The sequence below is a fragment of the Pseudomonas panipatensis genome (genome assembly GCF_900099785.1).
In the GTDB taxonomy this organism is placed as follows: Bacteria; Pseudomonadota; Gammaproteobacteria; order Pseudomonadales; family Pseudomonadaceae; genus Pseudomonas; species Pseudomonas panipatensis.
This window is the reverse complement of the sequence record NZ_FNDS01000006.1, coordinates 159,500-185,902: the sequence shown is the minus strand read 5'-3', so window position 1 is coordinate 185,902 and position 26,403 is coordinate 159,500. Positions and strand designations below refer to the sequence as shown.

Annotated in this window: 20 protein-coding genes; 1 reads left to right on the top strand and 19 read right to left on the bottom strand. The window is 65.5% G+C overall.

All coding sequences use genetic code 11. The features are described 5' to 3' along the window. Window positions 1-2: 2 nt before the first annotated feature. The 5 genes from BLQ74_RS15545 to BLQ74_RS28330 all read right to left on the bottom strand — a co-directional run bounded on the left by BLQ74_RS15545 (window position 3) and on the right by BLQ74_RS28330 (window position 7,190). Window positions 3-1,187 (bottom strand): acetyl-CoA C-acyltransferase, encoded by a 1,185-nt coding sequence (locus tag BLQ74_RS15545; RefSeq protein WP_090263696.1) that lies wholly within the window; start codon window positions 1,185-1,187, stop codon window positions 3-5. 13 nt (window positions 1,188-1,200) lie between these two features. After that, entirely contained in the window at window positions 1,201-1,971 is a 771-nt protein-coding gene (locus BLQ74_RS15540; protein WP_090263693.1) for a 3-hydroxyacyl-CoA dehydrogenase, read from the bottom strand. 18 nt (window positions 1,972-1,989) lie between these two features. Beyond that, window positions 1,990-3,648: an acyl-CoA synthetase gene (locus BLQ74_RS15535; RefSeq protein ID WP_090263691.1), complete on the bottom strand. Its 1,659-nt coding sequence runs from the start codon at window positions 3,646-3,648 to the stop codon at window positions 1,990-1,992. 192 nt (window positions 3,649-3,840) lie between these two features. Further along, the gene (locus BLQ74_RS15530) at window positions 3,841-4,836 is read right to left on the bottom strand and encodes an LLM class flavin-dependent oxidoreductase (protein WP_090263689.1); all 996 of its coding nucleotides are present in this window, start codon (window positions 4,834-4,836) and stop codon (window positions 3,841-3,843) included. 209 nt (window positions 4,837-5,045) lie between these two features. After that, complete coding sequence (locus BLQ74_RS28330; RefSeq protein ID WP_090263687.1) at window positions 5,046-7,190, bottom strand: methyl-accepting chemotaxis protein; 2,145 nt, start codon at window positions 7,188-7,190, stop codon at window positions 5,046-5,048. A gap of 326 nt (window positions 7,191-7,516) precedes the next feature. Here BLQ74_RS28330 and BLQ74_RS15520 point away from each other — a divergent pair, with 326 nt between their 5' ends. Then, the gene (locus BLQ74_RS15520) at window positions 7,517-8,581 is read left to right on the top strand and encodes an AI-2E family transporter (protein WP_090263685.1); all 1,065 of its coding nucleotides are present in this window, start codon (window positions 7,517-7,519) and stop codon (window positions 8,579-8,581) included. Between the two features lie 144 nt (window positions 8,582-8,725). Here the strand turns inward: BLQ74_RS15520 and nuoN are convergent, their stop codons facing one another. The 14 genes from nuoN to BLQ74_RS15450 all read right to left on the bottom strand — a co-directional run bounded on the left by nuoN (window position 8,726) and on the right by BLQ74_RS15450 (window position 26,097). Beyond that, window positions 8,726-10,192 (bottom strand): NADH-quinone oxidoreductase subunit NuoN, encoded by a 1,467-nt coding sequence (gene nuoN, locus BLQ74_RS15515; RefSeq protein ID WP_090263683.1) that lies wholly within the window; start codon window positions 10,190-10,192, stop codon window positions 8,726-8,728. Window positions 10,193-10,199: 7 nt separating this feature from the next. Beyond that, on the bottom strand, window positions 10,200-11,729 hold the full coding sequence (gene nuoM / locus BLQ74_RS15510) for an NADH-quinone oxidoreductase subunit M (RefSeq protein WP_090263681.1): 1,530 nt from the start codon (window positions 11,727-11,729) through the stop codon (window positions 10,200-10,202). Between the two features lie 27 nt (window positions 11,730-11,756). After that, window positions 11,757-13,604: an NADH-quinone oxidoreductase subunit L gene (gene nuoL / locus BLQ74_RS15505; RefSeq protein WP_090263679.1), complete on the bottom strand. Its 1,848-nt coding sequence runs from the start codon at window positions 13,602-13,604 to the stop codon at window positions 11,757-11,759. After that, on the bottom strand, window positions 13,601-13,909 hold the full coding sequence (gene nuoK / locus BLQ74_RS15500) for an NADH-quinone oxidoreductase subunit NuoK (RefSeq protein WP_009623272.1): 309 nt from the start codon (window positions 13,907-13,909) through the stop codon (window positions 13,601-13,603). The genes nuoL and nuoK overlap by 4 nt, the downstream gene beginning before the upstream one ends. A 4-nt stretch (window positions 13,910-13,913) precedes the next feature. Next, window positions 13,914-14,414 (bottom strand): NADH-quinone oxidoreductase subunit J, encoded by a 501-nt coding sequence (gene nuoJ, locus BLQ74_RS15495; protein ID WP_090263677.1) that lies wholly within the window; start codon window positions 14,412-14,414, stop codon window positions 13,914-13,916. A gap of 11 nt (window positions 14,415-14,425) precedes the next feature. Then, a complete protein-coding gene (gene nuoI, locus BLQ74_RS15490; protein ID WP_090263675.1) occupies window positions 14,426-14,974 on the bottom strand; it encodes an NADH-quinone oxidoreductase subunit NuoI in 549 nt (182 codons plus the stop codon). A gap of 11 nt (window positions 14,975-14,985) precedes the next feature. After that, window positions 14,986-15,975, bottom strand: a complete 990-nt coding sequence (nuoH, locus tag BLQ74_RS15485) for an NADH-quinone oxidoreductase subunit NuoH (protein ID WP_090263673.1) — start codon at window positions 15,973-15,975, stop codon at window positions 14,986-14,988. Continuing rightward, window positions 15,972-18,686, bottom strand: coding sequence for an NADH-quinone oxidoreductase subunit NuoG (gene nuoG, locus BLQ74_RS15480; RefSeq protein WP_090263670.1), 2,715 nt, complete (start codon window positions 18,684-18,686; stop codon window positions 15,972-15,974). The genes nuoH and nuoG overlap by 4 nt, the downstream gene beginning before the upstream one ends. Window positions 18,687-18,813: 127 nt before the next feature. After that, a complete protein-coding gene (nuoF, locus tag BLQ74_RS15475; RefSeq protein ID WP_090263668.1) occupies window positions 18,814-20,163 on the bottom strand; it encodes an NADH-quinone oxidoreductase subunit NuoF in 1,350 nt (449 codons plus the stop codon). After that, window positions 20,160-20,654 (bottom strand): NADH-quinone oxidoreductase subunit NuoE, encoded by a 495-nt coding sequence (gene nuoE, locus BLQ74_RS15470; protein WP_374443284.1) that lies wholly within the window; start codon window positions 20,652-20,654, stop codon window positions 20,160-20,162. Before nuoE ends, nuoF begins: the two co-directional genes overlap by 4 nt. Before the next feature lie 2 nt (window positions 20,655-20,656). After that, on the bottom strand, window positions 20,657-22,438 hold the full coding sequence (gene nuoC / locus BLQ74_RS15465; protein WP_090263665.1) for an NADH-quinone oxidoreductase subunit C/D: 1,782 nt from the start codon (window positions 22,436-22,438) through the stop codon (window positions 20,657-20,659). 59 nt (window positions 22,439-22,497) lie between these two features. Next, window positions 22,498-23,175, bottom strand: coding sequence for a NuoB/complex I 20 kDa subunit family protein (locus BLQ74_RS15460; protein ID WP_090263663.1), 678 nt, complete (start codon window positions 23,173-23,175; stop codon window positions 22,498-22,500). A gap of 10 nt (window positions 23,176-23,185) precedes the next feature. Continuing rightward, complete coding sequence (locus BLQ74_RS15455) at window positions 23,186-23,599, bottom strand: NADH-quinone oxidoreductase subunit A (RefSeq protein WP_090263661.1); 414 nt, start codon at window positions 23,597-23,599, stop codon at window positions 23,186-23,188. A 902-nt stretch (window positions 23,600-24,501) separates the two neighbouring features. Then, window positions 24,502-26,097, bottom strand: a complete 1,596-nt coding sequence (locus BLQ74_RS15450) for an isocitrate lyase (RefSeq protein WP_090263658.1) — start codon at window positions 26,095-26,097, stop codon at window positions 24,502-24,504. Window positions 26,098-26,403: the final 306 nt, after the last annotated feature.

Genomic DNA, 26,403 nt, shown 5'->3' with positions numbered 1-26,403 from the left:
CCTCAGCTCAGGCGTTCGACGGCGATGGCGGTGGCCTCGCCGCCGCCGATGCAGACGGCGGCGACGCCGCGTTGCAGGCCGTACTGCTGCAGCGCGGAGAGCAGGGTCACGACGATGCGCGCGCCGGAGGCGCCGATCGGGTGGCCGAGGGCGCAGGCGCCGCCGTGCACGTTGAGCCGTTCATGGGGAATCGCCAGGTCGTGCATGGCCGCCATGGCGACCACGGCGAAGGCTTCGTTGATCTCGAACATGTCCACCTCGCCCAGGCTCCAGCCGCTGCGTTGCAGCAGGCGCTGGATGGCGCCCACCGGCGCGGTGGGGAACAGGTTCGGCGCATCGGCATAAGAGGCATGCCCACGGATCGCCGCCAGCGGCGTGAGGCCGCGCCGTTCGGCTTCGGACAGGCGCATCAGCACCAGCGCGGCGGCGCCGTCGGAGATCGAGCTGGAATTCGCCGCAGTGACGGTGCCGCCTTCGCGGAACGCCGGCTTCAACGTCGAAATCTTGTCCAGGCGCGCCTTCGGCGGCTGTTCGTCCTGGCTCACCTCGCGGGTTTCCTTGCCAGCCTTGACCGTCACCGGGACGACCTCGGCGGCGAAGCGGCCCTCGGCCATGGCCTTCTGTGCGCGGCTCAGCGAAGCGATGGCGAAGTCGTCCTGCTGCTGCCGGGTGAAACCGTAGGCCTCGGCGCAATCCTCGGCGAAGGTGCCCATCAACCGGCCCTTGTCGTAGGCGTCTTCGAGGCCGTCGAGGAACATGTGGTCGAGCACCCGCCCGTGGCCCATGCGGTAGCCGCTGCGCGCGCGCTCCAGCAGGTAGGGGGCGTTGGACATGCTTTCCATGCCACCGGCCAGGGCCACACTGGCGCTGCCGGCGAGCAGGGCGTCATGCACCTGCATCAGCGCCTTCATGCCCGAGCCGCACATCTTGTTCAGCGTGGTGCAGGGGGTGCCGCGATCGAGGCCGGCGCCGAGCACCGCCTGGCGCGCCGGTGCCTGGCCCTGGCCGGCGGAGAGCACGCAGCCGAGCACCGCGTCGTCCAGCGCATAGGGATTCAGTCGTGCGCGCTCGACCGCGGCGCGCACGGCGGCGGCGCCGAGGCTGGCGGCGCTGGTGTCCTTGAAGTCGCCGAGGAAGCCGCCCATGGGGGTGCGGGCGGCACTGACGATGACGATGGGATCGTTCATGGTTTCTCTCCCTTCACTTGGCGGCCATGCGGATGGCGCCGTCGAGGCGGATCACTTCGCCGTTGAGCATGCTGTTTTCGATGATGTGGCGGGCCAGCGCGGCGTATTCGTCGGGGCGCCCCAGGCGCGGCGGGAAAGGCACGCTGGCGCCGAGCGAGTCGCGCACCTCCTGGGGCATGCCGGCCATCATCGGCGTCTCGAAGATGCCGGGGGCGATGGTCATCACGCGGATGCCCTGGCGCGCCAGCTCGCGGGCGATCGGCAGGGTCATGCCGACCACCGCACTCTTCGAGGCGGCGTAGGCGGCCTGGCCGATCTGCCCGTCGAAGGCCGCCACCGACGCGGTGTTGATGATCACCCCGCGCTCGCCGCCGGCGTCCGGGGTGTTCCGCGCCATGGCCTCGGCGGCCAGGCGCAGCATGTTGAAGCTGCCGATCAGGTTGATATTGACCGTCCGCGCGAAGCTCTCCAGGCCATGCACGCCGTTGCGCCCGAGGATCTTCTCGGCGGGCGCCACGCCGGCGCAATTGGCCAGGCCATGCAGCGCGCCGAAACTCTCCAGGGCGGCGTCCACGGCGGCGCGGCCGTCGGCTTCGCTGGTCACGTCGGTGCGCACGAAGCGCGCCTTGTCCGCACCCAGTTCGGCGACACGGGCAGCACCGGCCTCGGCATTGACGTCAGCCAGCAGCACCTTGGCGCCGGCATCCACCAGCATCTTCGCGGTGGCCGCGCCGAGCCCGGAACCGCCGCCGGTGATAAGGAAGACCTTGTTGTCGATCTGCATGGAATCTCTCCGCTGGGTTCAGTGGGCGGCCGCGCGTTCGGCCGCCTCGCGTTGCTTGGCGATCTCCTGGTTGCGCAGGAGGAAGCGCTGGATCTTGCCGCTGGGGGTCTTCGGCAGTTCCGCGAGGAACTCCACCTCGCGCGGGTAGCTGTGCGCCGACAGGCGCTTGCGCACGTACTGCTGCAGTTCCTCGGCCAACGCCGGACTGGCACCGTAGCCCGGGCAGAGCACGACGAAGGCCTTGACCAGCTCGGTGCGCTCCGGGTCCGGCTTGCCGATCACCGCCGCTTCCATCACCGCCGGGTGCTCGATCAGCGCACTCTCCACGTCGAAGGGGCCGACGCGGTAGCCGGAGGTGGTGATCAGGTCGTCCGAGCGGCCGACGAAGCTGATGCTGCCGTCGGGGTTCAGCTCCACGGTGTCGCCACTCAGATAGTAGTCACCGACGAAGGCCTTGGTCTCCATGCCCTGGTAGCCGGCGAACCACATCAGCGGTGAGCGCCGGCGGTCCATGGCAAGGATGCCCGGCTGCCCCGGCGGCAGCTCCTCGCCCTGCTCGCCCAGCACCACCACGCGGTGGCCGGGGATGGCGTAGCCGGCGGCGCCCAGGTGCACCGGGTGCGCCAGGCCGTGGTGGTTGGCCAGGACCATGCCCAGTTCGGTCTGCCCGTAGTGGTCGTGGATGGTCACCTGCAGGTGCTCGGCGAACCAGCGGATCACCTCCGGGGTCAGCGCCTCGCCGGCGCTGCTCACCGCGCGCAGGCAGCCCTTCAGCTCGTGCGCCAGCGCCTCGCCGGCGGCGATCAGCATGCGGTAGGCGGTCGGCGAACCGGCCAGGTTGGTGATGCCGAACTGGCGGATGATCCGGCAGGTGCTTTCCACCGTGAAGGCGCCTTCATAGAAGGTGGTGGCGTGGCCCAGGGCCAGCGGGCCGGTCACTGCGTAATACAGGCCATAGGCCCAGCCCGGATCGGCGAGGTTCCAGAAGCGGTCATCGGGGCGCAGGTCGACGGCATCGCGCAGGTAACCGGCGAACGCCAGGATCGCCTTGAGCGGCACCGCCAGCGGCTTGGCCAGGCCGGTGGTGCCGGAGGTGAACATCAGCAGGAAGGGATCGTCGCCGCGGCGCATGACCGGCTCGAACGCCTCGTCCTGGCCTTGCAGCGCGGCCCAGAAATCCTCGTCGCCAGCGCGCCGGTCCTGGCCGGCGCCGACGGTGATCAGCCGCGGCGCATTGGGTACTTCGTCGAGCTTGGCGCGGTTGCCGCTGTCGGTGACCAGCACCCGGCTGCCGGCGATGCCCAGGCGGTGTTCGATGGCTTTCGGCCCGAACGCGGTGAACAGCGGCTGGTAGACCGCGCCCAGGCGCCAGGTGCCAAGGATGGTGATGAGCAGTTCGGGAGTGCGCGGCAGCAGGCCGGAGACGCGGTCGCCAGGGCGCACGCCAAGGCTGTGCAACAGGTTGGCGAAGCGCCCGGAAAGCGCCTTGAGCTGGGCGAAACTGTACTCGGCGCGTTCGCCGTTGCGCCCTTCCCAGTACAGCGCCATGCGCCCCGGCTGGGCGTGGCGGTCACAGCATTCGACACAGGCATTGAGGGCATCGAGGGTGCCCGAAAGCGTAGAACGAGCCGTGGCCGCGTAATCGAACTCGGCCGCGGCGGCAGCGTATTGGCGCATCGCGAGACTCCTGGGTTTGTTCTTGTCGGGAGTACCCAGGATGTTCGCGCCGGCCGGTCAGGGCGGCAATGTCGAAAGGCGCCAATCTGCCTGAGCGGATTGGACAGCGATACAACGTGGGACGGCGTCGAGCGCAGCGATACCCATCGCCCCGCCCGTGCATGACGCCCCGGCGTGATCCGTCAGCCGCGCTCAGCGCAGGCCGGCGACGATTTCCAGCGAGCGCAGGCGCAGGTTGTGGTCGTAGATATCGCTGGTGAAAATCAGCTCGTCGGCGCCGGTCTGTTCGAGCAGCAGCTCCAGGCGGCTGCGGACCTTCTCCGGGCCGCCGATCACCGCCAGGCCGAAGAAGTTGCCGACGGCTTCCTGCTCATGGGGCAGCCACAGGCCGGTCATGCGTTGCACCGGCGGTTTCTGCTTGAGGCTCTGCCCGCGGATCAACGCCAGCACGCGCTGGAAGGCGGACGTGGCCAGGTAGTCGGCCTCCTCGTCGGTGGGCGCGGCGATCAGCGGCACGCCGATCATGGCGTAGGGCTTGTCGAGAACCGCCGAGGGACGGAAGTTCTGCCGGTAGATGCGCAAGGCATCGTGCAGGTAGCGCGGCGCGAAATGCGAGGCGAAGGCATAGGGCAGGCCCTTCTCCGCCGCCAGGCGGGCGCTGAACAGGCTGGAGCCGAGCAGCCAGAGCGGCACCCGCGTGCCCTCCCCCGGCACCGCCAGCAGGGTCTGCTGCGGACGCCGCGGGCCAAGCAGCATTTCCAGTTCGGCGAGTTGCTCGGGGAAGTCGTTGCCGTCGCCCAGCAGGTCGCGGCGCAAAGCGCGCATGGTCTCGTGGTCGGCGCCCGGCGCCCGGCCCAAGCCCAGGTCGATGCGTCCCGGATAGAGGGTGGCCAGGGTGCCGAACTGCTCGGCCACCACCAGCGGCGGGTGGTTGGGCAGCATCACCCCGCCGGAGCCGACGCGGATGCGCGCGGTCTTGCCGGCGATATGGCCGATCAGCACGGCGGTCGCCGAGCTGGCGATGCCATCCATGTTGTGGTGCTCGGCCAGCCAGTAGCGGGTGAAGCCGAGGTGCTCGACATGGCGGGCGACCTCGACGGCATTGTTCAGGGCTTCGGCGACCGTACCCTGGTCCCGCACGGGGACCAGGTCGAGCATGGAAAACGCGGTTTCGGACAGGGACTTCATGGGCGCTCCGATCAGAGTCGCACCGCGGATTAGAGCGGCGGACAGAACTTTGAACGCGACTCTAACCACCTCCCCCGCACCTCGCCACGCACCGGGATCGATAGTAGTCATGAAAGCCAGTGATGGAAGACCGCCCTCGCCGTCGCACCCGTAGGATGGGTTGAGCCACGAAACCCATGCGGTGCCGGCGGGCGATGGGCGCCGGCGCGTTACACGCGGAAGCCGCCCATCAGCTGTTGCTGGTGGTTGGCCAGTTCGTTCAGCGACTGGCTGATCTGCGCCGATTCCTGGGCCTGGCCGGAGAGCGATTCGGTGACGTCGCGGATGCCCGCCACGTTGCGGTTGATCTCTTCGGCCACCGCGCTCTGTTCCTCGGCGGCGCTGGCGATCTGCAGGTTCATGTCGTTGATCACCCCCACCGCCTCGCCGATCCGCTGCAGCGCGGCCACCGCCTGTTCGACCTGGCTGACGCTGCCCTGGGCCTGCTGGTGGCTGCTGTGCATGGCGCCGACCACGTCGCGCGTGCCCTGTTGCAGGCCTTCGATGACCTGGCGGATTTCCTCCACCGAGTCCTGGGTGCGCTTGGCCAGGTTGCGGACTTCGTCGGCGACCACCGCGAAACCCCGCCCGGCCTCGCCGGCGCGGGCCGCTTCGATGGCCGCGTTGAGCGCCAGCAGGTTGGTCTGCTCGGCGATGGCGCGGATCACTTCGAGCACCGAACCGATCTGCTCGCTGCTCGCCGCCAGGCCCTCGACCTGGGTCATGGCGCGGTTCATCTCGCTGGCCAGGTTGTCGATCCTCCGCGTGGTCTGCTCGATCACCCCGAGGCCGTCACGGGTGGCGCCGTCGGCGCCGCGCGCGGCATCGGCGGCCATGGCCGCGCTGTTGGCCACGTCATGGGCGGTGGCGCTCATTTCCTGGGAGGCGGTGGCGACCTGGTCGATCTCGCGGAACTGCTGCTGCATGCCGGCGCTGGTCTGGGTCGACAGCGCGGCGGACTGGTCGGCGGTGGCGCGGGCGTCCTGTACCGAGGCTTTGACGTCGCGGATGATCGGCTGCAGCTTGTCGAGGAAGCGGTTGAACCAGCCGGCCAGTTGGCCCAGTTCGTCCTGGCCCTGGTACTGCAGGCGGCGGGTCAGGTCGCCTTCGCCGCTGGCGATGTCGCGCAGCATGCCGGCGACGCCGAGGATCGGCCGGCTCACGCCACGCGCGGTCAGCCAGACCAGCAGCAGGCCGAGCAGAGCGGCGAGCAGGCCCAGGCCCAGTTCGGTCAGGGTGCCTTGGGTGCGTTGGCTGTCGAGTTCCTGTTGCAGCGCCAGGGCCGGCCCTTGCAGGGCTTGCAGCGGCACTTCGACGAGTACGCCCCAGGGCTTGGCGTTGGGGATCGGCAGCAGTGGTTCGATGGCACGCAACTGGTCCTCGTGGCGCAGTGTCTGCGCTCGATTGCCGGCGAGGATTTGCGTCAGTTCGTCGCCGCTGCCGGGGAAGGCTTCGTCGACTTTCTTGCTCAACTTGCCGCTGTCGGCGCTGTATCCGGCCAACAGGCCGGAGGGACTGATGATGGCGAGGCGGCTCTGGCCGTGGTAAAGCTCGCGGCTGCCTTGCTCGCTGATTTCCTGCAGACGGCTGAGATCGATATCGACGCCCATCACGCCAACGATGCGGCCGTCGACCAGCAGCGGCAGGGCGATGCTGGTCATGAGCATCTTGCGACCGCCGACTTCATCGAAATAGGGCTCCAGGACACAGGGGCTGCCGCTGTTCTTCGGGCAGGTGTACCAGGCGTTGTAGGCATTGCCGCTGGGGCCGGGGCGGGTGTCGAGCAGTTGCGATTCGCTGAGCGGTTCGGCTTCCAGCTTGCCCGGCGTGGCCTGCGACCAATAGATGGAGAAGCGGCCCTTGTCGTTGCTGCCGATGTCGCCCTGACCGGCGAAGAGCGCATCCTTGCCGTCCAGCGCGTCGGGCTCGAAGGTGACGTAGAGGCCGAGCAGCTCCGGGTTGGCCGCCACCGCTTCGCGCACCTGGCGGGTCAGGTCTTCGCGCAATCCATGCGGATCGAGCGCCCGCTGCTGCGCCTGTTGGCGCAGCGCCAGGGTCTGGCGGGCGAAACCCCGGGCATAGTGGAAGGCATCCATGAAATAGCGCTGGATGCGCATCGCCTGAATCTCACCACGGGCGCGCAGGCGCGCCTGGGCCGCGTCATCGAGCATCTTCGCGCTGGACTCTTTCACCAGCGCGGTGCTGTGCTGCATGCGGTAGACGGAAAGGCCGGCCAGCAGGGAAACCACGCCGAGCAGGCAGAGACCTGCCAACAGGGTGATCTTCCATTGGATGGAGAGACGGCGGAGTGACATTCGGGGCGTCCTTCTGGTGGGAGCGTTAGGGTGTTCGATATTTGTCGACGGCTGTTCGTTTTACTTGACGGCGATTCGCTCGTCCATGCGATTTTTCCCCCGGCCTGCCAGGCCGGGGCAGCGGAATATGACGGCAAAGTGCATGCCAGAGCGCTTGGCGGCCCTCCAACATTTTCCGGACCTTTCGCTCGGGCGCCCGCTGGCGGTGGTGCTTTTTCCGTGGCGTCGACCGGCGCCGAGCGGGCGTACAGGCCCTCCGCCTGTTGCACTTCACCCGGTATCTGCTGACTAATGGGCAGGCTTTTTTCCGGCACATGGGATAACACATGCTCGACTCGAAATTGGAATATCGGACGTTCCTGCTATTGCTGGCCGCGGTCAGCGTCGCCTTTGTCTGGCTGCTGTTGCCGTTCTACGGCGCGGTGTTCTGGGGCACCATCCTGGCGATTCTGTTCTCTCCGGTGCATCGCCGCCTGCAGGCCCGGTTGGGGGACCGCAAGAATCTGGCCGCCTTGATCACCCTGAGTGCCTGCGTCCTGATCGTGATACTGCCGATGATCTTCATCGCCGGCTCGCTGGTTCAGGAGGGCGCCAGCCTCTACCAGCGCCTGAAGACCGGCCAGTTGAATTTCGCCGCCTACTTCCAGCAGATCGTTGCTGCCTTGCCGGCCTGGGTGCAGCCGTGGTTACAGCGCTTCGACCTGGCCGACATGTCGAGCCTGCAGGAGAAGCTGTCCAACGGCGCCATGCAGGCCAGTCAGTTCCTCGCCACCAAGGCCTTCAGCATCGGCCAGAACACCTTCGACTTCGTCATCAGCTTCGGCATCATGCTTTACCTGCTGTTCTTCCTCCTGCGCGATGGCCGCACTCTGGGGCGGCGGATCAAGCAGGCGGTGCCGTTGAGCCATGAGCACAAGCAGCATCTGTTCAGCAAGTTCACCACCGTGGTGCGCGCCACGGTGAAGGGCAACATCGCCGTGGCCGCCAGCCAGGGCGTGCTGGGTGGGCTGATCTTCTGGTTCCTCGGTATCCAGGGCTCGTTGCTGTGGGGCACCCTGATGGCCTTCCTGTCGCTGCTGCCGGCCATCGGCGCGGGCCTGGTGTGGGCGCCGGTGGCGGTCTACTTCCTGGTCACCGGGGCGATCTGGCAGGGCGTGGTGCTGATCCTCTTCTGCGTGCTGGTGATCGGCCTGGTGGACAACATCCTGCGTCCGATCCTGGTCGGCAAGGACACTAAGATGCCCGACTATGTGGTGCTCATCTCCACCCTCGGCGGCATGTCGCTGTTCGGCCTCAATGGCTTCGTCATCGGCCCGCTGATCGCGGCGCTGTTCATGGCCAGTTGGGATCTGTTCACCGGTCGCGAGGACGAACAGGACGCGGCGGGGTAGGGGAGAGGCGCGGCGTCGCCGATGGGCAGCGCTTCGCTCGGCGCCAGCCGAGGCAAACACCGGAAACGCAGGCGCCTCGTAGGACGGCTCCCGAGAAATGAAAAACCCCGCCGAGGCGGGGTTTTTCATTGCGCTTTGCGGCGATCAGCCGGCGGCCACCAGGGCCAGGCCGGAGTGATGCAGCAGGTCCAGCAGCGGCTGCGGGTAGACGCCGAGGAGGAACGCCAGCAGGGCAATGGCCACCAGCATGATGCCGCCGGCGCGCTGACCCCAGTTCAGCGGTGCGTCGTGGCGCTTCATGTTCGGCTCGACCAGGAACAGCGTGACCATGACGCGCAGGTAGTAGAACAGGCCGATGGCGCTGCCCAGGACCAGGGCGCCGACCAGCCACCAGAGTTGCGATTCGACGCCGCTGGCGATCACGTAGAACTTGCCGATGAACCCGGCGGTCAGCGGGATGCCGGCCAGGGACAGCATCATCACGGTGAGCACCGCGGTCAGCACCGGACGGCGCCAGAACAGGCCGCGGTAGCTGAACAGTGCGTCGGCGTCGCGGCCGCTGAAGGGGGTGGACATCAGGGTGACCACGCCGAAGGCGCCGAGGGAAGTGACGACGTAGGTGGTCAGGTAGACGCCGACGGCTTCCACGGCCAGGCCGTTGCTCGCCACCACCGCGATCAGCAGATAGCCGAAGTGGGCGATGGAGGAGTAGCCGAGCAGACGCTTGATGTTGCTCTGGGTCAGCGCCAGCAGGTTGCCCATGAGGATCGAGGCCACTGCGATGACTGCCAGGGCGTTGTGCAGCAGGCCGCTGTGCAGCGCCGCCGGAGCGATCTGGAACAGGCGCAGGAGCACGGCGAAGACCGCGACCTTGGCGGCGGTGGCGAGGAAGGCCGCCACCGGCGCCGGGGCGCCTTCGTAGACGTCCGGGGTCCACAGGTGGAAGGGCGCCAGCGACAGCTTGAAGCCCAGGCCGACGATCATCATGCCGACGCCGATGGTCAGCAGCGGGCCATGCTGGGTACCTTCGGCCAACTGGCTGCCGATGCCGGCGAAGCTCAGGGTGCCGGCTTCGGCGTAGAGCAGGGCCATGCCGAACAGCAGGAAGGCGGAACCGGCGGCGGACAGCACGGTGTACTTGATGCCGGCTTCCAGGCTGCGCTTGTTGAAGAAGGCGTAGGCGACCATGCCGTAGATCGGCACCGAGAGCAGTTCCAGGCCGATGAACAGGCCAGCCAGGTTCTGCGCCGCGACCAGCACCAGGCCACCGGCGGTGGACAGCAGCAGGAGCAGGTAAAGCTCTTCGCGGTTGCCCGGGTAGCTCTCCATGTAGGCATGGGCGAGGGTCGAACAGGCGAGGGCGGCGACGATGATCAGCGCCGAGTAGAACAGCGCGAAGTTATCGACCTGCAGCAGCGGGGTGACCGCGATCGGCGTGGCCTTGAGGGCGCCGAGGATGGACACCAGCGCCAGGTTCAGACCGATCACCGTCAGGCTGCTGGTCAGTTGATGGTTACGTTTCCAGGCCACCGCCAGCATCACCACCACCAGAGTGGCGCTGGTGACCAGCAGCGGCAGGAGCGCGAGGAAGTGTTGAATCGTGAAGGTCATTTCGCGACTACCGTGCGGCAAGGGTGGAAAGGGCGGAATCGAACCACTGCTGGATGCCATGCATGGTGGCGGCAGAAGTATCGAGAACCGGCTGCGGGTAGATGCCGAGGATGACCAGCAGGGCCGCCAGGCCCAGGACCATGCTCAGCTCGCGGGCGTTGAGACCGGCGATGGGGGCATCCGACTTCGACGGACCGAAGTAGGCGCGGTGGATCATGATCAGCGAGTAGACCGAACCGAACACCAGGCCGAAGGTCGCGATCACGATCACCGTCGGCACCACCTTGAAGGTGCCCAGCAGGATCAGGAACTCGCCGACGAAGTTGCCGGTGCCCGGCAGACCCAGCGACGCGGTGGCGAAGAACAGGGCCACGGCCGGCAGGTACGGGATGCGCGACCACAGGCCACCCATCTTGCGCATGTCACGGGTATGCAGGCGCTCGTAGAGCTGACCGCAGAGGATGAAGAGCGCCGCGGCGGAGAGGCCGTGGGCGATCATCTGCACCACCACGCCTTGCAGCGCCTGCGGGCTGCCGGAGTAGATGCCGATCATCACGAAGCCCATGTGCGACACGCTGGAGTAGGCCACCAGGCGCTTGATGTCGGTCTGTGCGAAGGACAGCAGGGCGCCGTAGAAGATGCCGATCAGGCCGAGCCACATGGCGATCGGGGCGAACTCCGCCGACGCATGCGGGAACAGCGGCAGGGCGAAGCGGATCAGGCCGTAGGCGGCGGTCTTCAGCAGGATACCGGCGAGGTCGACGGAACCGGCGGTCGGCGCCTGGGCGTGGGCGTCGGGCAGCCAGGAGTGCACCGGCACCACCGGCATCTTCACCGCGAAGGCGGCGAAGAAGCCGAGCATCAGCATCCATTCCACGTGCGGCGAGAGTTCGGTCTTCAGCAGCGCGGCGTAGTCGAAGGTCAGCACGCCGGTGCTGTTGTAGTGCACGAACACCAGGCCGAGGATCGCCACCAGCATGATCAGGCCGCTGGCCTGGGTGAAGATGAAGAACTTGGTGGCGGCGTAGATGCGGGTCTTCTTGCCATCGTCCGAGCTATGACCCCAGAGCGCGATGAGGAAGTACATCGGCACCAGCATCATTTCCCAGAAGAAGAAGAACAGGAACAGGTCGATGGCCAGGAACACGCCGATCACCCCACCCAGAATCCACAGCAGGTTCAGGTGGAAGAAGCCGATGCGACGCTGGATCTCGTTCCACGAGCAGAGCACCGAGAGCACGCCGAGCAGGCCGGTGAGGGCGACCATCAGCAGCGACAGGCCGTCCATCGCCAGGTGCACGCTGATGCCGAAGCGCTCGATCCATTGCAGTTTGAACTCGGTGGTCCACTGCGGATCGCCGCCCGGCGCGGGCGCCAGTTGGTAGTTGCCGGTGTGCCAGAGCCAAAGGCTCAGCGCCAGCGTCAGGGTCATGGACCCCAGCGCGACCCAGCGGGGCAGGGTCTTGCTGGTGTACTCGGCGACCCAGCAGAGGAAGCCGCCGATAAAGGGGATCAGGATTAGCCAGGGCAAAATCATGACGGGCTCAATCTCTCCGTGAATTCATTAGGCCAGCAGCAGCGCGGCGAGCAGCAGCGCGGCGCCACCCACCAGGGAAGCGGCGTACCAGCGCAGGCGGCCGTTCTCGGTGAGGCTGAGGAGGTTGTGTCCACCGCGGGCGGTCAGCGGAACCAGGACCAGGGTCTGGTCGATCGGATCGCGGGCGAGCAGGCGGCAGAGCAACAGATAGGGTTTCACGAACAGCTTGTCGTACAGCCAGTCGAAGCCCCAGGCATGGAACCACCAGGTACCGAAGAAGCGACCCGGTGCGCTCTTGGCCACGGCGCTGACGAAGCGACGCTTGCCGAGGAACAGCAGCGCGGCCAGCAGGATACCGGCCAGGGCGATGGCGCCCGAGGCGATTTCCAGGCTGTGCTGCGCTTCGCCGCCGGCATGCCCGACGCTTTCCGGCAGCACGCCGTGCAGCGGCGGGGTGATCAGCGCGCCGACGAAGGTCGAGAGCACGATCAGCACCGACAGCGGCAGCCAGTGGGAGATGCCGTGGCCGGCGTGGGCTTCGCTCTTCGCCTCGCCGTGGAAGGCGATGAAGATCAGGCGGAAGGTGTAGATCGAGGTCAGGAAGGCACCGACCAGACCGGCGATCAGCAGGTTCTGGTGACCGCTGGCGAAGGCTTCCCAGAGGATCTCGTCCTTCGAGTAGAAACCGGCGGTGACCAGCGGCAGCGCGGCCAGGGCCGAACCGCCGACGATGAAGCTGGCGTAGGCCAGCGGCAGCTTCTTCCACAGGCCGCCCATCTTGAAGATGTCCTGCTCGTGGTGGCAGGCGACGATCACCGCACCGGAGGCAAGGAACAGCAGGGCCTTGAAGAAGGCGTGGGTCATCAGGTGGAAGATCGCCGCGTCCCAGGCGCCAACGCCGAGGGCGAGGAACATGTAGCCGATCTGGCTCATGGTCGAGTAGGCGAGGATACGCTTGATGTCGGTCTGCACCAGGGCGGCGAAGCCGGCCAGGACCAGGGTCACCGCACCGACCGCGCCGACCAGTTCGAGCACGTTCGGCGCCAGGGTGAAGATGCCGTGGCAGCGGGCGATCAGGTAGACGCCCGCGGTGACCATGGTCGCCGCGTGGATCAGTGCGGAAACCGGGGTCGGACCGGCCATGGCGTCGGCCAGCCAGGTCTGCAGCGGCAACTGGGCGGACTTGCCGACCGCGCCGCCGAGCAGCGCCAGGGCCGCCAGGCTCACCCACAGGTCGCCCTTGGCGAAGTGCTGCGGCGCCAGCACCAGCAGTTCCTGGATGTTCAGGGTGCCGAGGTGCTGGAACAGGATGAACAGACCGAAGGCCATGAACACGTCGCCGACACGGGTGACGATGAAGGCTTTCAGCGCCGCATTGCCGTTCGGTACATGGCTGTAATAGAAGCCGATCAGCAGGTAGGAGCAGAGGCCCACGCCTTCCCAGCCGAAGTACAGGAACAGCAGGTTATCGCCGAGCACCAGGAACAGCATGCTGGCGATGAACAGGTTGGTGTAGGCGAAGAAGCGCGAGTAGCCCGCTTCACCGCGCATGTACCAGGAGGCGAACAGGTGGATCAGGAAGCCGACGCCGGTGACCACGCCGAGCATGGTGACCGACAGGCCATCCAGATAGAGGGCGAAGTTCGGCGCGAAGCCGTCAACGCTCATCCACTGCCAGAGCACCAGGGTATAGGCGCCACCGGCCGGCGGCGCGCTGTGGAAGCTCCAGATCGCCCAGAACGCGGAGAGGGCGGCCAGGCCGACCGAACCTACGCCGACCAGCGCGGAGAGATTTTCCGACCACTTGCCGCGGGAGAAAGACAGCAGCAGGAAGCCGACCAGGGGGAACAGGAAGGTGAGGGGCAGCAGGTTCATCCGCGCATCTCGCTTGCAGCGTCGACATCGAGGGTATGGAAGCGGCGATACAGTTGCAGCAGGATCGCCAGGCCAATGCTCGCCTCGGCCGCGGCCAGGCTGAGCACCAGGATGAACATCACCTGGCCGTCGGGTTGGGCCCAGCGGCTACCGGCGACCACGAAGGCCAGCGCGGCGGCGTTCATCATCACTTCCAGACTCATGAGTACGAACAGAATGTTGCGCCGGACCATCAGACCGGCCAGCCCGAGACAGAACAGCACGCCGGAGAGTGCCAGCCCGTGTTCCAGAGGGATTGCATTCATGGGGTTATTCCTTCGCTTCGTGGCGGCCGAGGTGGTAGGCGGCGACCAGTGCCGCCAGCAGCAGCATCGAGGCCAGTTCGACGACCAGCAGGTAGGGACCGAACAGGCTGATGCCGACGGCCTTGGCGTCCACGGTGGTATAGCCGATGCCGGCACCGCTGGGGGTGCGCGCCAGGACCAGCAGCAGCTCGACCAGCAGCACCAGCGACAGCGCGCCGGGACCTATCCAGACGCCGGGCTTGAGCCACTTGCGCTCCTGCTCGGCGATTGCCGGGCCGAGGTTGAGCATCATCACCACGAAGACGAACAGCACCATGATCGCGCCGGCGTAGACGATGATCTCCAGGGCGCCGGCGAAAGGCGCGCCAAGGCTGAAGAAGGTCATCGACACGGCGAGCAGCGAAACGATGAGGTAGAGCAGGGCATGCACCGGGTTGCTGTTGGTGATGACCCGCAGGGTTGCCAGCACGGCGACGCCGGCGGCGAAGTAGAAAGCGAATTCCACGCGACGTCTCCTTACGGCAGCAGGCTCTTGACGTTGATCGGTTCGGCTTCGTTCTGCGCGCTGCCTTTCGGCTTGCCGGCGATGGCCATGCCGGCGACGCGGTAGAAGTTGTAGTCCGGGTTCTTGCCAGGGCCGGAGATCAGCAGGTCTTCCTTCTCGTACACCAGGTCCTGGCGCTTGAACTCGCCCATTTCGAAATCCGGCGTCAGCTGGATCGCGGTGGTCGGGCAGGCTTCTTCGCACAGGCCGCAGAAGATGCAGCGGGAGAAGTTGATGCGGAAGAACTCGGGGTACCAGCGACCGTCGTCGGCCTCGGCCTTCTGCAGGGAGATGCAGCCGACCGGGCAGGCCACGGCGCAGAGGTTGCAGGCTACGCAGCGCTCCTCGCCGTCGGGGTCGCGGGTGAGCACGATGCGGCCACGGTAGCGCGGCGGCAGGTACACGGGCTCTTCCGGATATTGCAGGGTGTCACGCTTGCGGAAGGCATGGCCGAAGATCATCACCAGGCTGCGCAGCTGGGTGTAGGTGCCATGCACGATATGCAGGATTTCTTTGATCACGGTGCTTCTCCTTACTGGGCCGCGAGCACGCAGGCGCCGGTCACCAGCAGGTTGATCAGGGTCAGCGGCAGGCAGACCTTCCAGCAGAATGCCATCACCTGGTCATAGCGCGGACGCGGCAGCGAGGCGCGGATCAGGATGAACAGCATGATGAAGAAGGCGGTCTTCAGGGCGAACCAGATGAAGGGGATTTGCGGCAGGATGTCGAACGGACCGTGCCAGCCACCGAAGAACAGGGTGACCAGCAGCGCCGAGACCAGCACGATGCCGATGTACTCACCGACGAAGAACATGCCCCATTTCATCCCGGCGTACTCGATGTGGTAGCCGTCGGCCAGTTCCTGCTCCGCTTCCGGTTGGTCGAACGGGTGACGGTGGGTCACGGCGACGCCGGCGATGATGAAGGTGCAGAAGCCGAAGAACTGCGGAATGATGAACCACAGGTGCTGAGCCTGGTATTCGACGATGTCGCGCATGCTGAAGGAGCCGACCTGGGCCACGATGCCCATCAGCGACAGGGCCAGGAACACCTCGTAGGAGACGGTCTGGGCCGAGGCGCGCAGGCTGCCGAGCAGGGCGAACTTGTTGTTGCTCGACCAGCCGGCGAAGAGCACCGCGTAGACGGTCAGGCCAGCCATGGCGAAGAAGAACAGGATGCCGATGTTCAGGTCCGCCACGCCCCAGTGCGGGGTGATCGGGATGATGGCGAAGGCGATCAGCAGCGCGCCCATGGCGATGACCGGGGCGAGGGTGAAGATCATCTTGTCGGCGAACGGCGGGGTCCAGTCTTCCTTGAAGAACATCTTGATCATGTCCGCGCCGAGCTGGAAGGCCCCGAAGGGACCGACCCGGTTGGGACCGTAGCGGTCCTGCCAGAGACCCAGCAGGCGACGCTCGACCCAGCTCAGCAGCGCGCCGCAGACGACCACGGCGAGCAGGATGACGATGGCCTTGATGACCTCGATGATGATGTCGACGATGGCGGGTGTCAGCCAGCTCATTGGGCAGCCTCCTGCAGACCTTCAGCGACAGCGCCGAACACACCGGCAGGGATGCCGGCGAGACCGGCGGGCAGGGCCACCAGGCCGGCGCCCAGCTCTTCGCTGATGCGCAGCGGCAGGCTCAGCTCCTGGCCATTGACGCGCAGGCGAACCTGGGCGCCCTCGTTGAGGCCGAGGCGCTGGGCCTCGTCACGGCCGAGGGCGACGTAGGCCGCCGGGATGCGCTCCTGTACCGGGGCGGCGAGGGCGCTGGTCTCGTCACTGCCGAACAGGTGATAGAAGGGCACCACCTTGAACTGGCTGGCCGGGGTGTGGAAGGCGTCCGGAACCTCGATGAACCACAGCGGCTCGCCCTTGGCCTCGATCAGGCGCACGCCCGGATCGCCGGCGCGCAGGTGACCGCCGACTTCGTCCTGGAACTTGTTCCAGGCCTGCGGCGAGTTCCAGCCCGGGGACCAGGCGAAGGGAATCTGCTGACGCGGTTCGGCGCTGCCGGCGTAGCCTTCCATGGAGAAGGCGAACGGCGTGTCGATGTCCTGCGGCGCGCGTGGCTCGCTGACATTGATATTGGCGCGCATGGCGGTACGGCCACTGTAGCGGTGCGGCTCGCGCGCCAGCTTCAGGCCCTTGATGCGGAACGCGGCGTTCGGCGCGGCTTCGCGAATGCCCGCCAGTTGCGGCTTGGCTGCGATGACGGCGTCGATCACGTGGTCGAGCTGGGTCCAGTCGACGCGCTTGCCTTCGAGGGTGCTGTGCAGGGCGTGCAGCCAGCGCCAGCCTTCGCGGACCAGGTTGTCGGCGTTGTAGTAGGTCGGATCGTAGACCTGGAAGAAGCGCTGGGCGCGGCCTTCCTGGCTGACCAGGGTGCCGTCGCCTTCGGCGAAGCTGGCGACCGGCAGGAGCAGGTGGGCCTTGGCGCTGGTGGCGGTCTGCTGGTGGTCGGCGACGATCACCAGTTTGGCGGCGGCCAGGGCGGCGTCGACCTTGGCGGCGTCGGCGCGGCGGTACAGGTCGTTCTCCAGTACCACCACGGCGTCGGCCTTGCCGGAGGTCAGTTGCTCCAGCGCGGCTTCGACGGACTCGCCGCCGAACAGGGCCAGGCCCAGGCTGTTGGCTTCGGGAACCACCAGGCTCAGCGAGCCGTTCTTCTCACGCTGCTTCAGCGCGCTGGCGATGTTCGCCGCGGCTTCGATCAGGGCGTTGCTGCCCAGCGAGGTGCCGGCGATCACCAGCGGACGCTTGGCGGCGACCAGGGCATCGGCGATGCGCTGGGCGAGGGCGGCGGCTTCCGGCTCCAGGCCGGCGACGGCCGGGGCGCTCGGGTCGATGGCGTGGGCCACGGCGAAGCCGAGGCGGGCCAGGTCGTCCGGCGCGGCGTGCACGCACTCTTCGGCGACGTCGTCGAGGCGGGTTTCGGCCAGGCTGGCGATGAACAGCGGGTTCTTCGCGTGCTGGGCGATGGTCTTCACCGCGGCGTCGAGCCACGGCTGGATTTTCATCGCCGCGGCCATGTCCTCGCCCTTGCCCTTCACCGACTGGCGCAGGGCCAGGGCGATGCGGGCGGCGGTCTGGGTCAGGTCTTCGCCGAGCACGAAGACGGCGTCATGGTCTTCCATGTCGCGCAGGGTCGGTGCCGGCAGCGGGCCGTCCTGCATGACCTTGAGCACCAGGCGCAGGCGCTGCAGCTCGTCGGCGGAAACGCCGCTGTAGAAGTTGCCGGCGCCAACCAGTTCGGACAGCGCGTAGTTGCTTTCCAGGCTGGCGCGCGGCGAACCGATGCCGATCACCTTGCGCCCCTTGAGCAGGGCGGCTGCCTGGTCCAGCGCGCCGTCGAGGGTCAGCTTCTGCTGGCTCAGCATCAGCATCGGCTGGCGCGGACGGTCTTCGCGGTTGACGTAGCCGTAGCCGAAACGGCCGCGGTCGCAGAGGAAGTAGTGGTTGACCGAGCCGTTGTAGCGGTTCTCGATGCGGCGGATCTCGCCGTAGCGTTCACCCGGGCTGACGTTGCAGCCGACGGAGCAGCCGTGGCAGATGCTTGGCGCGAACTGCATGTCCCACTTGCGGTTGTAGCGCGCGGAGTGGGTCTTGTCGGTGAACACGCCAGTCGGGCAGACCTCGGTCAGGTTGCCGGAGAATTCGCTCTCCAGCACGCCGTCTTCGATGCGGCCGAAGTAAACGTTGTCATGCGCGCCATAGACGCCCAGGTCGGTGCCGCCGGCGTAGTCCTTGTAGTAACGGACGCAGCGGTAGCAGGCGATGCAGCGGTTCATCTCGTGGGCGATGAACGGGCCGAGTTCCTGGTTCTGGTGGGTGCGCTTGGTGAAGCGATACCGGCGCTTGCTGTGGCCGGTCATCACCGTCATGTCCTGCAGGTGGCAGTGGCCGCCTTCCTCGCACACCGGGCAGTCGTGCGGGTGGTTGGTCATCAGCCACTCGACGACGCTTTCGCGGAACTGCTTGGCTTCCTCGTCGTCGATGGAGATCCAGGTGTTGTCGGTGGCGGGAGTCATGCAGGACATGACGAGGCGACCGCGTTTGTCGTTCTCGTCGGTGTACTGCTTGACCGCGCACTGCCGGCAGGCGCCGACGCTACCGAGCGCCGGGTGCCAGCAGAAGTAGGGGATGTCGAGTCCGAGGGACAGGCAGGCCTGCAACAGGTTGTCCGCCCCATCGACTTCTAACGTCTTGCCGTCTACGTGGATAGTGGCCATGGTTCAAGTCTTCGTTGGCCCGTTGTCAGCGGGCGTGGCTAATAGAAATCTGGGTCTCGTCGGGCCGGCGGAGTCCGCGGCGCTGCGACGAAACATCGCCGGGCGCTGCGGCCCGGCTTCTAAAGCGTTATGCGCTGACGCCCTGCGGGCGCGGCGCGGCCTGAGCCTGGCGGGAGACGCCCGCTTCGAACTCGGCACGGAAATACTTCAGGGCGCTGCCCAGTGGCTCGACGGCGCCCGGTGCGTGGGCGCAGAAGGTCTTGCCTGGGCCGAGGAAGCCGACCAGTTGCTCGAGGGTCTCGAGGTCGCCGGGCTGGCCGTCGCCGCGCTCCAGGGCGCGGAGGATCTTCACGCTCCACGGCAGGCCGTCGCGGCACGGGGTGCACCAGCCACAGGACTCGCGGGCGAAGAACTCTTCCATGTTGCGCAGCAGGGAGACCATGTTGACGCTGTCATCGACCGCCATGGCCAGGCCGGTGCCCATACGGGTGCCGACCTTGGCGATGCCGGCGGCGAACAGCGGGGCGTCCAGGTGTTCCGGGAGGAGGAAGCCGGTACCGGCGCCACCGGGCTGCCAGGCCTTGAGCTTGTAGCCGTCGCGCATGCCGCCGGCGTAGTCCTCGAAGACTTCACGGGCCGGGATGCCGAAGGGCAGTTCCCAGATGCCGGGGTTCTTCACCTTGCCGGAGAAGCCGATCAGCTTGGTGCCCATGTCTTCGCTGCCCGGACGGGCCAGGGTCTTGTACCAGTCGACGCCGTTGGCGACGATGGCCGGCACGTTACACAGGGTCTCGACGTTGTTGACGCAGGTCGGCTTGCCCCAGACGCCGACGGCGGCGGGGAAGGGCGGCTTGGAGCGCGGGTTGGCGCGGCGGCCTTCCAGCGAGTTGATCAGCGCGGTTTCTTCGCCGCAGATGTAGCGGCCGGCACCGGTGTGGACGAACAGCTCGAAGTCGAAGCCGCTGCCGAGAATGTTCTTGCCGAGCAGGCCGGCGGCCTTGGCTTCGTCGATGGCGCGGTTGAGGTTGCGCGCCGCGTCGACGTATTCACCACGCAGGAAGATGTAGCCGCGGTAGGCCTTGAGCGCGCGCGCGGAAATCAGCATGCCTTCCACCAGCAGGTGCGGCAGCTGCTCCATGAGCATGCGGTCTTTCCAAGTGTTGGGCTCCATCTCGTCCGCGTTGCACAGCAGGTAGCGGATGTTCAGGGATTCGTCCTTGGGCATCAGGCCCCACTTCACCCCGGTGGGGAAGCCGGCGCCGCCGCGGCCCTTGAGGCCGGAATCCTTGACGGTCTGGACGATGTCGTCGGTGGCCATTTCGGCCAGTGCCTTGCGCGCCGCGGCATAGCCGTTCTTCGCCTGGTACTCCTCCAGCCACACCGGGGCGCCGTCGTCGCGCAGGCGCCAGGTCAGCGGGTGGGTTTCCGGTGCACGTGCGGTGCGGTTGGGCGTGCCATAGGAAGTGAGGCGGCTCATGCGTAGGCCTCCAGCAGTTTGGCGACGGCCGACGGCTCGAGGTTGCCGTGGGTGTCGTCATCGATCATCAGTGCCGGGGCCTTGTCGCAGTTACCCAGGCAGCATACCGGCAGCAGGGTGAAGCGGCCGTCGGCGGTGGTCTGGCCGAGGCCGATGCCGAGCTGCTTCTGGATTTCGCCGACGACCGATTCATGGCCGCCGATGTAGCAGACCATGCTGTCGCAGACGCGGATGATGTGGCGGCCGACTGGCTGGCGGAAGATCTGGCTGTAGAAGGTGGCCACGCCCTCGACGTCGCTGTCCGGGATGCCGAGGATCTCGGCGATCGCCGGAATGGCGCCGTCCGGCACCCAGCCGCGGGCCTTCTGGACGATCTTCAGGGCTTCGATGGACGCCGCGCGGGAGTCCTCGTAGTGATGCATTTCGTGCTCGATGGCCGAGCGCTCGGTTTCACTGAGGGCGAAACGGTCAGTCTGGATAATGGTGCTCATGATCAGCGGTCCACGTCGGCCATAACGAAGTCGATGCTGCCCAGATAGGCGATCAGGTCGGCGATCATGCTGCCGTTGATCACCGAGGGGATCTGCTGCAGGTGCGCGAAGCTGGGCGTCCGGATACGGGTCCGGTAGCTCATGGTGCTGCCATCGCTCGTCAGGTAATAGCTGTTGATGCCCTTGGTTGCCTCGACCATCTGGAAGGCTTCGTTGGCCGGCATGACCGGGCCCCAGGAAACCTGCAGGAAGTGGGTGATCAGGGTCTCGATGTGCTGCAGCGTGCGCTCTTTCGGCGGCGGCGTGGTCAGCGGGTGGTCGGCCTTGTACGGGCCTTCCGGCATGTTCTTCAGGCACTGCTCGATGATGCGCAGGCTCTGGCGCATCTCACCCATCTTGACCATGCAGCGGTCGTAGGCGTCGCCGTTGGCCGCCAGCGGAACTTCGAACTCGAAGTTCTCGTAGCCGGAGTAGGGGCGCGCCTTGCGCAGGTCGAAGTCGCAGCCGGTGGCGCGCAGGCCGGCACCGGTGGTGCCCCACTCGAGGGCTTGCTTGGTGTTGTACTGCGCCACGCCGATGGTCCGGCCGCGCAGGATGCTGTTCTGCAGGGCCGCCTTCTCGTACTCGTTGAGACGCTTGGGCATCCAGTCGAGGAATTCGCGGACCAGCTTGTCCCAGCCGCGCGGCAGGTCGTGGGCGACGCCGCCGATGCGGTACCAGGCCGGGTGCAGACGGAAGCCGGTGATGGCCTCGACGACCTTGTAGGCACGCTGACGGTCGGTGAAGGTGAAGAACACCGGTGTCATGGCGCCGACGTCCTGGATGTAGGTACCCAGGTACAGCAGGTGGTTCAGGATGCGGAAGAACTCCGACATCATGATGCGGATGACATCGACGCGCTGCGGCACCTTGATGCCGGCCAGCTTTTCCACCGAGAGCACGTAGGGCAGGTTGTTCATCACCCCGCCGAGGTAGTCGATGCGGTCGGTGTAGGGGATGAAGCTGTGCCAGGACTGGCGCTCGGCCATCTTCTCGGCGCCGCGGTGGTGGTAGCCGATCTCCGGCACGCAGTCGAGGATTTCCTCGCCGTCGAGCTGCAGGATGATGCGGAAGGCGCCGTGGGCGGAGGGGTGGTTCGGGCCGAGGTTGAGGAACATGAAGTCCTCGTTCTCGCCGTGGCGCTTCATGCCCCAGTCTTCGGGCTTGAAGCGCAGGGCTTCCTGCTCCAGTTCCTGCTTGGCGACGGAGAGCGAGTAGGGATCGAACTCGGTGGCGCGCGCCGGGTAGTCCTTGCGCAGCGGGTGGCCCTGCCAGCTCGACGGCATCAGCATGCGCGCCAAGTGCGGGTGGCCGGTGAAGTTGATGCCGTACATGTCCCAGACTTCACGCTCGTACCAGTTGGCGTTCGGCCAGATACGGGTGGCGGTGGGCAGGTTGAGGTCGCTCTCGGACAAGGCGACCTTGATCATCACGTCACTATTACGCTCGAGCGACATCAGGTGGTAGAACACGCTGAAGTCGGCGCTCGGCAGGCCGCGGCGGTGGGTGCGCAGGCGCTCGTCGACCCCGTGCAGGTCGTAGAGCATGACGTAGGGTTTGGGGACCTGGCGGAGGAAGGTCAGGACCTCGATGAGCTTTTCGCGCGGAACCCAGAGGACCGGCATGCCGGTGCGGGTCGGCTGGACAGTGAACGTCTCGGCGCCAAAGCGGGAATTCAGTTCGACGACGATGTCTTGGTCGTCTGCCTTATAAGGCGGGATGTACAGAGCGGAGTCTGCGGTCATGGTCTCGGTCGCTATCGGTCAACGGTGGAGTGAAAACGGTCCTCTCGTGGAGGGGCGCTTCACACTTCGTCGGGGCTGCGCAGGTTGGTGACCTGGATGCGTTGTTCGCGCTTGAGGTCCTTCTGGGCTGGCATTTCGGCACGGTAGATGCCTTGATCACCAACCACCCAGGACAACGGGCGACGCTCCTGGCCGATGGATTCCTGCAGCAGCATCAGGCCTTGCAGGAACGCCTCCGGACGGGGCGGGCAGCCGGGGATGTACACGTCCACGGGGAGGAACTTGTCGACCCCCTGAACGACCGAGTAAATGTCATACATGCCGCCGGAGTTGGCGCACGAGCCCATGGAGATCACCCACTTGGGTTCCAGCATCTGCTCATAGAGGCGTTGGATGACCGGGGCCATCTTGATGAAGCAGGTGCCGGCGATGACCATGAAATCGGCCTGGCGTGGCGATGCCCGAATGACTTCGGCGCCGAAACGGGCGATGTCGTGCGGCGCGGTGAACGCCGTGGTCATCTCCACGTAGCAGCAGGAAAGGCCGAAGTTGTAGGGCCACAGCGAATTCTTGCGACCCCAGTTGACGGCGCCATTCAGCACATCTTCAAGTTTTCCCATGAAGATGTTCTTGTGGACCTGGCCCTCGACGAGAGGGTCTTCTACCGTTTCGCGCTGGCCGATCGGGTACTGATCGTTGACCGCATCGGGGTCGATCCGGGTAAGTTTATATTGCATCGCCAAAGCCTCATTGTTTTAGCTTCGCCTGCCGAACACGACGTGCCGCCGGTGCCCAATCGAGCGCGCCGACCCGCCAGAGGTAGACAAGACCTGCCAACAGAATTGCTATGAAAATGGTTGCCTCGATCAGACCGGCCCAGCCGCTTTCACGGACGGACACGGACCAGGCGAAGAGGAAGAGGGCTTCGACGTCGAAGATCACGAAGAGCATCGCGACCAGATAGAATTTTGCCGACAGGCGCAGGCGTGCGCTGCCGGTGGGAACGATACCGGATTCGAACGGCTCGTTCTTGCTGCGACCAAATGCCTTACTGCCAAGCAGGGAAGAAACCCCTAGCATGAAGGCCAGCAGGCCCACGACGCCTAACAGGAAGGCTGCGAGTCCCCAGTGTTGAGCTGCAAGTTCAGCTGGGTTAGGCATGCCGATACTCCTTCCTTACAAATACGATGTTCGTGGGTTCCGGGCGCTTGCCCGACTGCTTGAACCTGACTGCTCAAGAATAGTGAGCTAAGAGTTCAAGTCATCTGTCTAATTTTATGCCCAAAGCCTTCGGCAAGTAAATTTTTCTAACACAAACAAACCCTTCTATTTCAGACAAAACGCTTTTTCATTTTTGTCAGGCCCCGTGCTGCGGGCCGCTTGGCGACTGGGCTGGCGGGCTTTCGGCTTTAGTCGAATGGCTCTTTTTAAAGCCCTGTTGGCGGGCTTTTATATCTTGATAGATGATAATGATTGTCAATTGCCGTGTCGTTTATCCGTAACTTTACTACATATATGCGGCGCCACTTTTAAATCTTGCCAATTGCAGCCTGGGACGTTTGTTGCGTTTCGTCGTGTTGGCGGTGTCTGTCCGGCATCGATCATTGAGATCGGGTGTTCCAGGCAGCGTGCGGTGCGCATTGCGTGGTGAGGGGCTGCCTCCCCGCTAGCGTTGCCTTTGCGCGGATTTTCTTCTTTCTCCTGCGTGTGAGCGGCCTGTCAGAGGGCTGGTGTTGGTGTAGCGCTTGCGCGCAGGTTGTTGATAGGCGGGTCGGGTAGCCCATTTCCGGGCTTTGAGCGGGACACTTGTTACCTGGCGGACTCAGGTGGATCACGCAGTCCTTGGTTGATTCGACGAGTCATGGAGGCGAAATGAGGTTCCGTGCGCAGCGCGGGAGGCGATAGCCCGGTGTGTGTTGCGTCGACTGTTCATGAGGGGTGGAAGGGCGGGGCGACGAGTCGGGCCCATCTTTGATGGGCTGATAGAAAAAGCAGACCCCGGCTTACGCCGGGGTCCGCTTTTTGCCTGCTCGGTTCCGAGGAACCGAATGAGCCGGTTCCTATTAGTGGAACTGGTTCATGGTGTTGTCTTTACCGGAGGCCTTCAGAGCAGCTTCGCCAGCGAAGTACTCTTTGTGGTTGTCGCCGATGTCCGAACCAGCCATGTTCTGGTGCTTGACGCAGGCGATGCCCTGGCGGATTTCCTGACGCTGTACACCTTTCACGTAGGCCAGCATGCCCTGGTCGGCGAAGTAGCCCTTGGCCAGGTTGTCGGTCGACAGAGCGGCGGTGTGGTAGGTCGGCAGAGTGATCAGGTGGTGGAAGATGCCTGCGTGAGCCGAACCATCGCGCTGGAAGGTGCGGATCTTCTCGTCGGCGATCTGGGCCAGTTCGGTTTCGTCGTACTCGACGCTCATCAGCTTGGCGCGGTCGTAAGCGGAAACGTCCTTGCCTTCTGCGACGAACGCATCGAATACCTGCTGGCGGAAGTTCAGGGTCCAGTTGAAGGACGGGCTGTTGTTGTACACCAGCTTGGCGTTCGGGATGACTTCGCGGATGCGGTCAACCATGCCCTTGATCTGGCCAACGTGCGGCTTCTCGGTTTCGATCCACAGCAGGTCGGCGCCGTTCTGCAGCGAGGTGATGCAGTCGAGGACGCAACGGTCTTCGCCGGTGCCTTTGCGGAACTGGAACAGGTTGGACGGCAGGCGCTTCGGACGCAGCAGTTTGCCGCCGCGGTTGATCACCACGTCGCCGTTCTGCAGCTCGGCGGCGCTGATCTCGTCGCAGTCGAGGAAGGAGTTGTACTGGTCGCCCAGGTCGCCCGGTTGCTTGGTTACGGCGATCTGCTTGGTCAGGCCGGCACCCAGGGAGTCGGTACGGGCAACGATCACGCCGTCGTCAACGCCCAGCTCGAGGAAGGCATAGCGAACAGCGGCGATCTTGGCGAGGAAGTCTTCGTGCGGAACGGTCACTTTGCCGTCCTGGTGGCCGCACTGCTTCTCGTCGGAAACCTGGTTTTCGATCTGGATGCAGCAGGCGCCGGCTTCGATCATTTTCTTGGCCAGCAGGTAGGTAGCTTCCGGGTTACCGAAGCCAGCGTCGATGTCGGCGATGATCGGTACTACGTGAGTTTCGTAGCCGTCGATCTGGGCCTGGATTTCGTCCTGCTTGGCTTTGTCGCCGGCTTCGCGGGCGGCATCCAGAGCGGTGAAGAGCAGGTCCAGTTCGCGGGCGTCAGCCTGGCGCAGGAAGGTGTACAGCTCTTCGATCAGGCCGGAAACGGCAGTCTTTTCGTGCATGGACTGGTCGGGCAGCGGGCCGAATTCGGAACGCAGCGCGGCAACCATCCAGCCGGAGAGGTAGAGGTAGCGCTTGTTGGTGGTCTTCAGGTGCTTCTTGATCGAGATCAGCTTCTGCTGACCGATGAAGCCGTGCCAGCAGCCCAGCGATTGGGTGTAGACGGAGGAGTCTGCGTCGTACTCGGCCATGTCCTTGCGCATGATGGCCGCGGTGTACTTGGCGATGTCCAGGCCGGTCTTGAAGCGGTTTTGAGCGCGCATGCGGGCGACGGACTCGGGGTTGATAGCGCTCCAGCTGCTACCGAATTTCTCTTTCAGCGCGGCAACGGCCTTGATGTCGTTTTGATAAGCGGACATGGTCAATCCTTCAAAAAGAATGTGTTTGGTTGAGCACCGATTACCCACTCAAAACCTGTGTTTTGACGGCATTGTTGCGGGTTGCTCGCCGCGAGATGGCGAAATGACGACCGGTCGGAAGGATTGACGCTGGAGGAGGGGTGTAGCGGCGAACGAGCAGATGACTGCAGCGGTTTTCATCCAAAATCGCTTGCCGGCTCGTGGCTGCCGTTGGGCGATAGCGGATGGCTGAATCCGTCAATCTTGCTGATACGTTTTGCTTCCCCGTCCCTCAGGACAACTTCTTGCCAGTCGCAACCTCGTCAT

Coding starts and splice junctions, on each gene's coding strand:
- BLQ74_RS15545 (WP_090263696.1), bottom strand. CDS start 1,187: ATGAACGATCCCATCGTCATCGTCAGTGCCGCCCGCACCCCCATGGGC.
- BLQ74_RS15540 (WP_090263693.1), bottom strand. CDS start 1,971: ATGCAGATCGACAACAAGGTCTTCCTTATCACCGGCGGCGGTTCCGGG.
- BLQ74_RS15535 (WP_090263691.1), bottom strand. CDS start 3,648: ATGCGCCAATACGCTGCCGCCGCGGCCGAGTTCGATTACGCGGCCACG.
- BLQ74_RS15530 (WP_090263689.1), bottom strand. CDS start 4,836: ATGAAGTCCCTGTCCGAAACCGCGTTTTCCATGCTCGACCTGGTCCCC.
- BLQ74_RS28330 (WP_090263687.1), bottom strand. CDS start 7,190: ATGTCACTCCGCCGTCTCTCCATCCAATGGAAGATCACCCTGTTGGCA.
- BLQ74_RS15520 (WP_090263685.1), top strand. CDS start 7,517: ATGCTCGACTCGAAATTGGAATATCGGACGTTCCTGCTATTGCTGGCC.
- nuoN (WP_090263683.1), bottom strand. CDS start 10,192: ATGACCTTCACGATTCAACACTTCCTCGCGCTCCTGCCGCTGCTGGTC.
- nuoM (WP_090263681.1), bottom strand. CDS start 11,729: ATGATTTTGCCCTGGCTAATCCTGATCCCCTTTATCGGCGGCTTCCTC.
- nuoL (WP_090263679.1), bottom strand. CDS start 13,604: ATGAACCTGCTGCCCCTCACCTTCCTGTTCCCCCTGGTCGGCTTCCTG.
- nuoK (WP_009623272.1), bottom strand. CDS start 13,909: ATGAATGCAATCCCTCTGGAACACGGGCTGGCACTCTCCGGCGTGCTG.
- nuoH (WP_090263673.1), bottom strand. CDS start 15,975: ATGAGCTGGCTGACACCCGCCATCGTCGACATCATCATCGAGGTCATC.
- nuoG (WP_090263670.1), bottom strand. CDS start 18,686: ATGGCCACTATCCACGTAGACGGCAAGACGTTAGAAGTCGATGGGGCG.
- nuoF (WP_090263668.1), bottom strand. CDS start 20,163: ATGAGCCGCCTCACTTCCTATGGCACGCCCAACCGCACCGCACGTGCA.
- nuoE (WP_374443284.1), bottom strand. CDS start 20,654: ATGAGCACCATTATCCAGACTGACCGTTTCGCCCTCAGTGAAACCGAG.
- nuoC (WP_090263665.1), bottom strand. CDS start 22,438: ATGACCGCAGACTCCGCTCTGTACATCCCGCCTTATAAGGCAGACGAC.
- BLQ74_RS15460 (WP_090263663.1), bottom strand. CDS start 23,175: ATGCAATATAAACTTACCCGGATCGACCCCGATGCGGTCAACGATCAG.
- BLQ74_RS15455 (WP_090263661.1), bottom strand. CDS start 23,599: ATGCCTAACCCAGCTGAACTTGCAGCTCAACACTGGGGACTCGCAGCC.
- BLQ74_RS15450 (WP_090263658.1), bottom strand. CDS start 26,097: ATGTCCGCTTATCAAAACGACATCAAGGCCGTTGCCGCGCTGAAAGAG.